The following is an 11,712-nucleotide window of genomic DNA, read 5'->3' as shown; positions in this document are numbered from 1 at the left end:
TCAACTGCGGGCGAACTCCGATGCGCGGGCGATCTGCTCGTCCGACGGCCGAACCCCGGTGTAGAGAACGAACTGCTCCGCCGCTTGCAGGGCGATGACCTCGGCCCCGGTGATCACGGGCTTGTTCGCCGCTCGAGCTGCCACGATCAGCGGTGTCTCCGACGGCATGGCGACGACGTCGACGACGGACTGCGCCGCACCGATCTGTTCGTCCGTGAACGGAGTGGACTCGGCATCGGGTCCCCCGGCCATCCCGACCGGGGTGACGTTCACCAGCAGGTCCGCCGCCACTGTCTCGGCAGACCATTCGTAGCCGTAGTTCTCGGCAAGGGCCGGGCCGGTGCTCGCGTTACGGGCGACGACGGTACCGCGGCTGAAGCCCGAATCCCGCAGTGCTGCAACGACAGCCTTCGCCATGCCGCCGCTGCCGGTGACGGCCACCGAGAAATCGGGCGACACGGAATGGGTCGCCAGCAGGTTTGCTACGGCCTGATAGTCCGTGTTGTAGGCGTGCAGAACGCCGCCCTCGTTGACGATGGTGTTGACGGATTCGATGGCGCTCGCCGACTCGTGCATCACGTCGACCAGGTCGATGACGTCTTCCTTGAACGGCATGGAGACGGCGCAGCCTCGAATACCCAGCGCACGAACGCCTCCCACGGCGGCGGCAAGATCGGTGGTGGTGAATGCCTTGTAGACGAAGTTCAGGCCCAACTCGTCGTACAGATAGTTGTGGAAACGAGTTCCGAAGTTGCTCGGTCGGCCGGACAGAGACATGCAGAGCTGGGTCTCACGGTTGAGAAAGCTCCGCGACGGTGCAGTTGACATTGGTATCACCCTACGCCGCGCACGTTGTTGCAACCGATTGGAGAACGTCACGATCGGCCTCGGTGATCGGTAGTTCGTACTGGGCGGCAACGGAAAGATACTTGCCCGCGTAGAAGCAGTGGTAGGCCGCATTCGGCGGCATCCAATCCGACGGTGTCTTATCGCTTTTCGACTGATTGTCGGGCCCGTTGACAGCCAGCAACTCGAACGAGACATCATTCGCAAAAAGAACGCGCTTGTCCGGCGGCCACCCGTGCGCGCCCATGTCCCATGCTGCGGAGAGGGGGTAAACGTGATCGATCTGGACCGCGCTTCCGTCGGACTTGGTGAACTGCAACCGCTCACCGGAGTACGGGTCTGCGAGCCAACCCGACAAGACCACGCAGTCACGGGTGCCCGCGCGGAACTCTATCTCCGTCATCGACAGCGCCAATACGTTGTCGCGAGTTCCGCAACCGTCGTGGCCGCCCGGCCCGTCGTAATCGTCAGTCCAGGCGGGTCCGAACACGCAGCCTTCGCCGCTTTTGCATCCGCGCTCGTACCCCAGGGCGTCGGGCCGGGCGGCGACCACTCGAACCTGGTCCAGCAATTGCTCGAGCTGCACCCGGGTGGGGCTGCCAGGTGCAGGCGCGGCAGGGGAGAAACCGGGGATCACGGATCGGTCGCACGATCCGAACGCCGCCATCACCACCGCAGCGATCGCCAGCGCCGCCGCTACCCACAGTTTTCTCACACGCGCCCCATCATCGATCGTCCACCGTCGGCCCTCGCGGGAGCAGTATGTCGGTCGATACCGACACACTGCTGAATCCGGCTGTCAGGCCGCATTCAGCGAACTTCGACGACAACCTTGCCGGCCACGTGCCCGTTCTCGACCAGGGCGAGGGCCTCACCCGCGCGCTCGAGCGGGAACACATGGTCGACACGCGGGTTCAGCACGCCCGACGCGGTCAGGTTTGCCAACCGTGCGAACGCAGCGGTCGTGCGATCGCGATCGACTCCCGAACCACCCCATTCGGACGCCAGGACCGGATCTGCGACGCTCACGATCGGTGTCCCCGACCCGACCGCAGTCGCCGCCGCACGCAACGTCTCTCCGCCGACGAGATCGACGATGGCGTCCACCGGCCGGGTGACCGCGGCGGAGATCTCACTGCTGGATTCGAAGAATCGGGCACCTAGGCTCTCGATCCACTCCCGTTTGCCCGCGCTTGCCACTGCCACAATGGCGATACCGTCCGCCCGAGCAAGTTGCAGTACGGCCGAACCCACACCGCCACCCGCGCCGAGCACGAGAACGGTGTCGCCGGCACTCGTAGCCAATTGGCGCAGCGCGTCGTACGCGGTTCCCGCAGCCACCGGCAGAGTGGCCGCCGCGGCCCAGGAGACCGCCTCGGGCTTGTGGGCGGTGCTCGACGCGTTGAACACGGTGTACTGCGCGTAGCCTCCGTGTCCCGACGCGGTTGCCCCGAATACGTGATCGCCCACCGAAAAATCGGTCACACCGGTGCCGACATCGACGACGGTGCCCGACGCTTCCCGCCCGAGCACTGCCGGCAGGGTGATCTGCACCGTGTCTTTGCGGGTGCCCTTCCGCACCTTCCAATCCGCGGGATTCACCCCGGCGGCGCGCACCGCGACGAGTATCTGCCCCGGTCCGGGCTCGGCAACGCGTAACTCGAGGAGGGACTCGGTTTCGGGTCCGCCGTATTCGCTGAAGCCGTACGCGATCATGTGACCACTGTGCCTTATCAGCGAACCGATCGGCACCGTGCCGAGCAGCCTCGTCGGACCGCCTCACCGAGGAGAAGTCGGTGCGTCCTGATTGGATGGACCGATGTTGCACGGTCTGTGGTCCCCCGGTGCCGGGCTGATGCTGTGGGACGACGAGATCACCACCGGCGACGAACCCGATCTGCCTGCGGCCCATGCGCAGGTGCTCACCAGAACGTTTCGGCACCGTGCTGCGGTGTCGTTTCCGACAGCCGGACCCGGCGCGACCGCCCGGGCCCCGGTACAGATTCCGGCCGTCGCGCTCGCGCCGCACGATGCGGCAGACCTACTGCTGCGAACACCATCCGAGCATGCGCTGATCTCCGGCGACCTTCGTTTTCTGGCGCACGTCACCCGTGGAATCGAACGCTGGGTTCGCGGTGGGCGGGTCGTTCCTGCGCTGAAATTGATCGACGGGCAGTGGTGGCCACGGTGGCGTCTGGTCGGCGGTGAGCGTCAGCGAGCCTGGCTCAGCGAACTCGCCGTGTCGATGCCGTCGGTGCAGCGAGCGAACGAGCGACCCAGGAAAATCCTGGACGACATGGTCGACGAGCTCACCGATCCGATCGTCAGATCGCTTCTGGGCAGACCCGACTCGGAACATCCGCTACTGTCCGCTCTGGTTCGAGACGACCCGTACAGCGATGGCACGCAACAGATTTCGACCATGTTGGAGAAGTGGCGGGCAAGCCTCACCGTCGACGAACCGTCCCTGGTGTTGCGTCTGCTCGAACCCGATGACGACGAGGCCGACGCCGGCACCGACGAGTCGGCGGAGTCGTTCTGGACCTTGCAGGTGTGTTTGCGGGCGGACGGCGAAGCGCCGCGTCCGGTGCCGATGAGCCGCAAGGTCGATGCCACGTTGCTGTCGATCGCCGTGCGCAAACTCGGCGACGCAGTTGCCGCGTACCCGAGGCTGCGTGATCTGCCTTCGCAGGAAGGCACCCTGGATCTGTTGCTCCCCACCTCGGTCGTCATCGATCTGGTCGAACACGGTGCGACGGCGCTGCAGGCCACCGGCACGACGGTGTTGCTTCCGCGTGCATGGACCCGGTTGGACCCGTCGATGAGGTTGCGCGTCGAGTCACCGGCGGTGACCAAAGCTGCTGCTGATCGCGCGGTCGGTATGGACGAGTTGGTGTCCTACGACTGGCAGCTCCAACTGGGCGACATGGTGCTCACCGAGGCGGAAATGAACAGGCTCGCCGTCTCGAAGGGTGATCTCGTTCGGCTTCGTGGTCAGTGGGTGTTGGCCGACGGCGGTCAGCTCGCGCGGGCCGCGAAGTACGTCGCAGAGCATCACGGCGACGGAACCGCGCTGAGCACGCTGATGCGCGAGATGACCCTGGCCGATCCACCGCCGGCTCCGGTCCAGGACATCCGTGCCACCGGCTGGGCGGCCACGCTGCTCGAGCCCGGAGCGGCGCCGGAGAAAATCCCCGTGCCCGACGGCGTGAACGCAGTGCTCCGGCCCTACCAGCAGCGAGGACTCGACTGGCTCGCGTTCATGAGTCGGCTCGGTCTCGGAGCGGTGCTCGCCGACGATATGGGCCTGGGCAAAACACTGCAGGTGCTCACACTCCTTGCCCACGAACAACATGCGAAGCCGACGCTGCTGGTGGCACCGATGTCGGTGGTCGGCAACTGGCAGCGTGAGGCTGCGAAGTTCACGCCTGCACTTCGGGTTCTCGTGCACCACGGCCCGGCTCGGTCGAAGGGCGACGAGCTCGACCGAGAGATCGCCCAGCACGACCTGATCGTCACCACCTATGCGCTGATGGCCAAGGACCGCGCGCAGCTCTCGGAGCAGACGTGGCGCAGAGTGGTACTCGACGAGGCGCAACACATCAAGAACGCCGGCACCGTTCAAGCCAAGGCAGCGCTCGCCATCCCGGCGGAACACAAGTTGGCTCTCACCGGCACGCCCGTGGAAAACCGTCTCGACGAGCTCAGATCCATCCTCGATTTCGCCAATCCGGGAATGTTGGGAAGGCCGTCCGATTTCCGGAAGCGATTCTCGGTACCCATCGAGCGCGAGAACGACGAGAACGCCGTCTCACGCCTGCGGGCCATCACGTCGCCGTTCATTCTGCGACGCGTCAAAACCGATCCGACGGTCATCTCGGATCTGCCCGAGAAGAACGAGATGACCGTGCGCGCCAACCTCACCGCCGAACAGGCTGCGCTGTACAAGGCGGTCGTCGACGAGATGATGGCGCAGATCGCCGATGCGAAGGGAATGAAACGCAAGGGCGCGGTGCTGTCCGCGCTCACTCGTCTCAAGCAGGTGTGCAACCACCCGGCCCATTTTCTGTCCGACGGTTCGTCGGTGCTCAAGAAAGGTCAGCACCGGTCCGGCAAGATCGGGCTGGTCGAGGACATGCTCGATTCGATTCTGGGCGACAACGAAAAGGTGTTGTTGTTCACGCAGTTCAGGGAGTTCGGCGAGCTCGTTGCGCCGTATTTCGCCGATCGTTTCGGAGCCGAAGTGCCGTTCCTGCACGGCGGAGTGAGCAAGACCAAGCGCGATGCGATGGTGGATAAGTTCCAGAGCGACGACGGTCCACCGATCATGATGCTCTCGCTCAAGGCGGGCGGCACCGGACTGAATCTCACAGCCGCCAATCACGTTGTGCATCTGGACCGTTGGTGGAACCCAGCGGTCGAGAACCAGGCGACGGACCGGGCTTTCCGCATCGGGCAGCGTAAGAACGTCGAGGTACGCAAACTGTTGTGTGTCGGCACCGTGGAGGAGCGAATCGACTCGATGCTCGTCTCGAAACAGGGCCTGGCAGATCTGGCGGTGGGCACCGGGGAGAGCTGGGTGACCGAAATGGACACCGCGGAACTGCGGGAGCTGTTCCGGCTCAGCGAAGATGCGGTGGGTGAGTGATGGTCGACTTCTCGCAGTACGGCAAGCGTCGACAAGCAAAGGGCGGCATCGAGTCCCGGAACAAGCGCGGGGCCTTCGGGCAGACGTGGTGGGGCAGGCACTTCGTCGCTGCGATGGAGGACCTGGCCGATCCGGCTCGTATCGCGCGGGGGAGAACGTATGCGCGTCAGGGCCAGGTTCTCACTCTCGGTGTCGAACGTGGGCAGATCTACGGCGAGGTGCAGGGTAGCCAGCTCGAGCCGTTCTCGGCCTCGGTCACCGTCGAACCGCTGACCTCCGGTGAGGTGGCCGCGCTCGTCGATCGGGTGCGATCGAATCCTGGGATGCTTGCCGAATTGGCATCGAATGCCATTCCGCAGGCATTGGCCTCGATGTTGCTGCCGCACGACAAGGGTCAGCTCGATTTCGATTGCACGTGCCCCGACGACGGGTGGCCGTGCAAGCACGCGGCGGCGCTGATGTACATCGCAGCCGAACACATCGACGCGTCCGCGGCCACCATCCTGACGCTGCGCGGAGTAGACCTCGACCAACTGATCGAGGGCGTCGGCGACGGAGGTGACGAGTTCGATGCCGACGATTGGTTCGCCGATCGTGCGACTTTCCCCGACCTCCCCAAGGTGACGTTCGCGCCCGCAATGGACGACCTGGACCCGCTGATCCTGCGTCGAATTTTCCGCGCAGACGGATCCACCGAGGCGGAGGTCAGCCGAACCTGCGCCGATCTGAGGCAGTTCTACGACCGAATGTGACGGAATCTGGACTTACGTGGACATCCGACTATAGGATGGACGTACTTCAATTTCCAGGCTCGAGGACGGACTGATTCCATGGCTCGCGAACTCACACACTTCATCGGCGGCAAGCACGTAGCCGGAACCTCCGGAAATTTCGGGGACGTCTTCGATCCGAATACCGGCGAGGTGCAGGCTCGAGTTCCCCTCGCCGATGTGTCCGAGGTCGAGGCTGCGATCGCCGACGCCGAACAGGCTCAACGTGAGTGGGCGAAATGGAACCCGCAGCGCCGCGCACGCGTGCTCATGAAGTTCCTCGCGTTGGTGACTCGCGATATGGACGAGCTCGCGCGTCTGTTGTCCTCCGAGCACGGCAAGACCATCGCCGATGCCAAGGGCGACATCCAGCGTGGCGTCGAAGTCGTCGAATTCGCCGTCGGCGTCCCTCATCTGCTCAAGGGCGAGTACACCGAGGGGGCGGGCGGCGGCATCGACGTCTACTCGATGCGTCAGCCGCTCGGCGTTGTCGCAGGCATCACCCCGTTCAACTTCCCCGCGATGATTCCGCTGTGGAAGGCCGGCCCGGCCATTGCCTGCGGTAACGCGTTCATCCTCAAGCCCTCCGAGCGCGACCCGTCCGTTCCGCTCAAGCTCGCCGAGCTGTTCCTCGAAGCAGGACTCCCGCCGGGCGTGTTCAACGTCGTCAACGGTGACAAGACTGCTGTCGACGTACTGCTCACCGACGATCGCGTCAAGGCGATCGGTTTCGTCGGCTCGACGCCCATCGCCCAGTACATCTACGAGACGGCGGCCCAGCACGGTAAGCGCGCACAGTGCTTCGGTGGAGCCAAGAACCACGCCCTGGTGATGCCCGACGCCGATCTCGACGAGGTCGCCGACGCTCTGCTCGGTGCCGCGTACGGTTCGGCAGGCGAACGCTGCATGGCGATTTCCGTCGCGGTTCCGGTCGGCGAGGAGACCGCAGATGCGTTGGTCGCCAAGCTGACCGAGCGGGTAGCGAAGCTGAAGATCGGCCGCAGCGACGACGAGAACGCGGATTTTGGCCCGCTGGTGGGCAGCGATGCGTTGAAGCGAGTCAACGATTACACGCAGATCGGTGTGGACGAGGGTGCCGAGTTGGTCGTCGACGGGCGCGGTTTCAGCCTGGCCGGCCACGAGGGTGGATTCTTCGCGGGCGCAACACTGTTCGACAAGGTGACCACCGACATGCGCATCTACAAGGAAGAGATCTTCGGACCCGTTCTGATCGTCGTCCGCGCTAAGGACTACGAGGACGCGCTGCGCCTGCCCACCGAGCACGAATACGGCAACGGCGTCTCGATCTTCACCCGCGACGGCGACACCGCTCGCGACTTCTGCTCCCGTGTCCAGGTCGGCATGGTCGGCGTCAACGTACCCATTCCGGTGCCGATCGCGTACCACACGTTCGGTGGTTGGAAGCGTTCGGGATTCGGCGATCTGAACCAGCATGGACCGGACTCGATCCGCTTCTACACCAAGACCAAGACCGTCACTCAGCGCTGGCCGTCGGGCACGAAGGAAGCAGCTGCACAGAATCACTTCGTCATTCCGAACATGGACTGATCGGCCATGTTCACATTGAACGATGACGAGCGGGCCATCAATGACACAGCTCGCGACTTCGCGGACGAGTTCCTCGCACCGAACGCCGTCGAATGGGACCAGAAGAAGCATTTCCCGGTGGACGTTCTGCGCAAGGCCGCCGGTCTCGGGATGGGCGGCATCTACATTCGTGAGGACGTCGGTGGATCGGGCTTGACCCGAGTCGACGCCGTGCGAATTTTCGAGCAACTCGCCACCGGGGACCCCTCCATCGCGGCGTACATCTCCATCCACAACATGGTTGCCTGGATGATCGACACCTACGGAAACGACGAGCAACGGCAGCGCTGGCTTCCGGGGCTGTGCTCGATGGACCAGTTGGGTAGCTACTGCCTCACCGAACCCGGCGCCGGATCCGATGCGGCGAAGCTCGGCACCAAAGCCGTCCGCGACGGTGACGAGTACGTGCTGGACGGCGTCAAGCAGTTCATCTCCGGCGCAGGCACTTCCGAGGTGTACGTCGTCATGGCTCGTACCGGAGCGCCGGGTCCCCGCGGCATCTCGGCGTTCATCGTGCCGAAGGACACTGCAGGGCTGTCGTTCGGACCGAACGAGAAGAAGATGGGGTGGAACGCTCAGCCCACCCGCCAGGTGATCTTCGAGGGTGCCCGCGTCCCGGCTGCGAATCTGCTCGGCGGGGAAGGCGACGGATTTCGTATCGCGATGAACGGGCTCAACGGCGGACGCATCAACATCGCCGCGTGTTCGATCGGCGGCGCACAGTCCGCTCTGGACAAGGCAGTTGCCTATCTCGCCGACCGCAATGCATTCGGTGCGCGATTGCTCGACTCGCAGGCCCTGCAGTTTAGGTTGGCGGATTTCAAGACCGAACTCGAAGCCGCCAGAACCCTGTTGTGGCGAGCTGCGGATGCGTTGCAGAACGATGCAGCCGACAAGGTCGAAATGTGCGCGATGGCAAAGCGTTTCGGAACCGACACCGGATTCGAGGTCGCCAACGGCGCACTACAGCTGCTCGGCGGATACGGTTACCTCGCCGAGTACGGTGTCGAGAAAATCGTCCGTGACCTAAGGGTCCACCAGATTCTGGAAGGTACCAACGAGATCATGCGCGTCGTCGTTGCTCGTTCGATCGTGGGTGCGGCATGAGTGACGTTGTCCTCGAGGTTTTCGGTGGGATCGGTCGCATCACCCTCAATCGTCCGAAAGCCATCAACGCACTCTCGCACGCGATGGTGCAACAGATCGCTCCGACGTTGGCGCAGTGGGCAACCGACGATGCTGTCGACGCCGTCCTGTTGACCGGCGCCGGAGAACGGGGGCTCTGCGCTGGTGGCGACATCGTCTCGATCTATCACGACGCGAAAGACGGCGGTAGCGGCAGCAAGCAATTCTGGCGCGACGAGTACGTGCTCAATGCCGCGATCGCCCGATTCCCGAAGCCCTTCGTCGCGATCATGGACGGCATCGTCATGGGTGGAGGAGTAGGACTGTCCGCGCACGCGAACACTCGCATCGTGACCGAACGTTCCAAGATCGCGATGCCCGAGGTGGGCATCGGCTTCGTCCCCGATGTCGGTGGCACGTACCTACTCTCGCGTGCACCCGGCGAGATCGGCACCCACTTCGCGCTCACCACGGCGCGAATGAACGCGGCCGACGCCATCGCGGTCGGATTCGCCGACCATTACGTTCCGTCGGACAAGCTCGAGGAGTTCTACACGGCTCTCGAAACAGTCAGCGTCGGCGAGGCCGTTGCGACGTTCAGCGAGCCTGCGTCGGAGTCTGCAATCGCCGGTCAGCAGGACTGGATCGACGAATGCTACGCGGGCGACGATGTTCAAGGCATCGTCGACGCCCTGGCCGCCAGCCCGGTACCGGAGGCGCAGCAGGCAGCGAAAGACATCGCGTCCAAATCGCCGGTGTCGCTCGCGGTGACACTGCGGTCGCTTCGACGGGCGGCGACGCTGCCCTCCCTCGAGGCCGTACTCGACGAGGAATACCGCGTGTCAGTGGCGTCGCTGAGCAGCCACGATCTGGTAGAGGGTATCCGGGCACAGGTAGTCGACAAGGATCGCAATCCGCAGTGGCAGCCGGCCACATCGGCGGACGTCACGGCCGAGGACATCGACCGATACTTCGCGCCTCTCGGGGACGCCGAACTCGGCCTGGCCCGAGCACACACAGAAGGTGAGCAGTCATGAGCGAGAAAACGATCGGCTTCATCGGTCTCGGCCACATGGGTGGACCGATGGCCGCCAATCTGGCTGCGGCCGGCTACACCGTGCAAGGCTTCGATCTGGTGCCTGCGGCGCTCGAACAAGCAGCGAAAGACGGCGTCACCGTGGTGGAGTCGGCAGTCGCCGCTGTCGCAGATGCCGACATCGTCATCACGATGCTGCCCAACGGCAGGCTCGTCCTCGGGCTCTATGCGGACCTGCTGCCCGCGGCCGCACCTGGAACGTTGTTCATCGACTCCTCGACCATCGACGTCGCCGACGCCCACGCCGCGCACACGCTGGTTCGCGATGCCGGTCATCGCAGTCTCGACGCGCCGGTCTCGGGTGGAGTCGGGGGAGCCGCAGCAGGAACGCTCACCTTCATGGTGGGCGGTTCGGAGGAAGACTTCTCCTCTGCTGCAGCAGTTCTCGACGTCATGGGCCGTAAAGTGGTGCACTGCGGCGCAGCAGGCAACGGCCAGGCCGCCAAGATCTGCAACAACATGATCCTCGGAGTATCGATGATCGCCATCAGCGAGGCCTTCGTGCTGGGGGAGAAGCTCGGCCTGAGCAACCAGGCACTGTTCGACGTGGCGTCGACTGCGTCCGGTCAATGCTGGGCGCTCACCACCAACTGCCCGGTGCCCGGGCCTGTTCCGACGAGCCCGGCAAACAACGAGTACAAGCCGGGATTCGCTGCGGCACTGATGGACAAGGACCTGGGTCTGGCTGCGAATGCACTGCGCGACAACGGGGTCGAGGGAGTGCTCGGTCTGCGCGCAGCAGAACTCTACGCGCGGTTCAAGGAAACGTCCGGCGGGGGAACCGACGTGGACTTCTCCGGCATCATCAACGACATCCGCGAACGCTCGAACGGAGCCGGCCAGTGAGCGACTACGAGACCATCCTGCTCGAGCGTCGGGGACGCGTCGGCATCATCACGCTCAACCGCCCGAAGGCGTTGAACGCGCTCAACTCCCAGTTGATGCGTGAGGTCGTCTCGGTGGTCGAGGAACTCGACGCAGACTCCGAGATCGGTGCCATTCTGATCACCGGATCCGAGCGAGCCTTCGCGGCAGGTGCCGACATCAAGGAAATGCAGCCGAAGTCGTACATGGACGTCTACCTCGACGACTTCTTCGCGGCATGGGATCGATTGGCGTCGGCACGGACGCCGTTGATTGCGGCGGTCTCCGGCTATGCACTCGGCGGAGGGTGCGAGCTGGCAATGCTGTGCGATGTGCTGATTGCTTCGGACACAGCGGTCTTCGGGCAACCCGAGATCAAGCTGGGCGTCATCCCGGGGATCGGCGGGTCGCAGAGGTTGACGCGTGCGGTAGGCAAGGCCAAGGCCATGGAAATGTGTCTGACCGGTCGCAACATGAAGGTGGAGGAAGCCGAGCGCGCGGGGCTCGTCTCGCGCATCGTGCCGGCCGCGGACCTCCTCGACGACGCCATCGCGACCGCGACCACCATCGCCGAGATGTCGCTCCCGATCGCCATGATGGCAAAGCAAGCGGTGAACCGATCATTCGAGTCGAGTTTGAGCGAAGGCGTTCTGTTCGAGCGCCGGGTGTTCCATTCTGCCTTCGCAACCGAAGACCAGAAGGAAGGCATGTCGGCTTTCATCGAGAAGCGGACGCCCAGTTTCCGGCACCGCTAG

Annotated in this window: 10 protein-coding genes; 7 read left to right on the top strand and 3 right to left on the bottom strand. The window is 64.2% G+C overall.

All coding sequences use genetic code 11. The features are described from left to right. From QM797_RS23005 to QM797_RS22995, 3 genes are all read right to left on the bottom strand, one after another. Complete coding sequence (locus QM797_RS23005) at window positions 1-828, bottom strand: shikimate 5-dehydrogenase (RefSeq protein WP_283277971.1); 828 nt, start codon at window positions 826-828, stop codon at window positions 1-3. 10 nt (window positions 829-838) lie between these two features. Then, on the bottom strand, window positions 839-1,561 hold the full coding sequence (locus QM797_RS23000) for an HNH endonuclease family protein (protein ID WP_502942385.1): 723 nt from the start codon (window positions 1,559-1,561) through the stop codon (window positions 839-841). Window positions 1,562-1,656: 95 nt separating this feature from the next. Then, on the bottom strand, window positions 1,657-2,562 hold the full coding sequence (locus QM797_RS22995; RefSeq protein ID WP_283277970.1) for an NADP-dependent oxidoreductase: 906 nt from the start codon (window positions 2,560-2,562) through the stop codon (window positions 1,657-1,659). 103 nt (window positions 2,563-2,665) lie between these two features. On the opposite strand from QM797_RS22995, the gene QM797_RS22990 reads away from it, so the two are divergent. From QM797_RS22990 to QM797_RS22960, 7 genes are all read left to right on the top strand, one after another. After that, window positions 2,666-5,494 (top strand): DEAD/DEAH box helicase, encoded by a 2,829-nt coding sequence (locus tag QM797_RS22990; protein ID WP_283277969.1) that lies wholly within the window; start codon window positions 2,666-2,668, stop codon window positions 5,492-5,494. Then, window positions 5,494-6,246, top strand: a complete 753-nt coding sequence (locus QM797_RS22985) for an SWIM zinc finger family protein (protein WP_283277967.1) — start codon at window positions 5,494-5,496, stop codon at window positions 6,244-6,246. Before QM797_RS22990 ends, QM797_RS22985 begins: the two co-directional genes overlap by 1 nt. Before the next feature lie 78 nt (window positions 6,247-6,324). Continuing rightward, window positions 6,325-7,833 carry a CoA-acylating methylmalonate-semialdehyde dehydrogenase gene (locus QM797_RS22980; protein ID WP_283277966.1) on the top strand — a complete coding sequence of 503 codons (1,509 nt, stop codon included), beginning with the start codon at window positions 6,325-6,327 and terminating at the stop codon, window positions 7,831-7,833. Window positions 7,834-7,839: 6 nt separating this feature from the next. After that, entirely contained in the window at window positions 7,840-8,979 is a 1,140-nt protein-coding gene (locus tag QM797_RS22975) for an isobutyryl-CoA dehydrogenase (protein WP_283277965.1), read from the top strand. Beyond that, window positions 8,976-10,034 carry an enoyl-CoA hydratase/isomerase family protein gene (locus tag QM797_RS22970; protein WP_283277964.1) on the top strand — a complete coding sequence of 353 codons (1,059 nt, stop codon included), beginning with the start codon at window positions 8,976-8,978 and terminating at the stop codon, window positions 10,032-10,034. The genes QM797_RS22975 and QM797_RS22970 overlap by 4 nt, the downstream gene beginning before the upstream one ends. Beyond that, on the top strand, window positions 10,031-10,939 hold the full coding sequence (gene mmsB, locus QM797_RS22965; RefSeq protein WP_283277963.1) for a 3-hydroxyisobutyrate dehydrogenase: 909 nt from the start codon (window positions 10,031-10,033) through the stop codon (window positions 10,937-10,939). Before QM797_RS22970 ends, mmsB begins: the two co-directional genes overlap by 4 nt. Then, a complete protein-coding gene (locus QM797_RS22960) occupies window positions 10,936-11,712 on the top strand; it encodes an enoyl-CoA hydratase (protein ID WP_283277962.1) in 777 nt (258 codons plus the stop codon). Before mmsB ends, QM797_RS22960 begins: the two co-directional genes overlap by 4 nt.

Source organism: Rhodococcus sp. IEGM 1381 (assembly GCF_030056795.1).
In the GTDB taxonomy this organism is placed as follows: Bacteria; Actinomycetota; Actinomycetes; order Mycobacteriales; family Mycobacteriaceae; genus Rhodococcoides.
This window is presented reverse-complemented; position numbering and strand designations above follow the sequence as displayed.

Bases quoted from the DNA above. Each gene is read 5' to 3' on its own strand.
- QM797_RS23005 (WP_283277971.1), bottom strand. From the start codon at position 828: ATGTCAACTGCACCGTCGCGGAGCTTTCTCAACCGTGAGACCCAGCTC.
- QM797_RS22995 (WP_283277970.1), bottom strand. From the start codon at position 2,562: ATGATCGCGTACGGCTTCAGCGAATACGGCGGACCCGAAACCGAGTCC.
- QM797_RS22990 (WP_283277969.1), top strand. From the start codon at position 2,666: ATGTTGCACGGTCTGTGGTCCCCCGGTGCCGGGCTGATGCTGTGGGAC.
- QM797_RS22985 (WP_283277967.1), top strand. From the start codon at position 5,494: ATGGTCGACTTCTCGCAGTACGGCAAGCGTCGACAAGCAAAGGGCGGC.
- QM797_RS22980 (WP_283277966.1), top strand. From the start codon at position 6,325: ATGGCTCGCGAACTCACACACTTCATCGGCGGCAAGCACGTAGCCGGA.
- QM797_RS22975 (WP_283277965.1), top strand. From the start codon at position 7,840: ATGTTCACATTGAACGATGACGAGCGGGCCATCAATGACACAGCTCGC.
- QM797_RS22970 (WP_283277964.1), top strand. From the start codon at position 8,976: ATGAGTGACGTTGTCCTCGAGGTTTTCGGTGGGATCGGTCGCATCACC.
- mmsB (WP_283277963.1), top strand. From the start codon at position 10,031: ATGAGCGAGAAAACGATCGGCTTCATCGGTCTCGGCCACATGGGTGGA.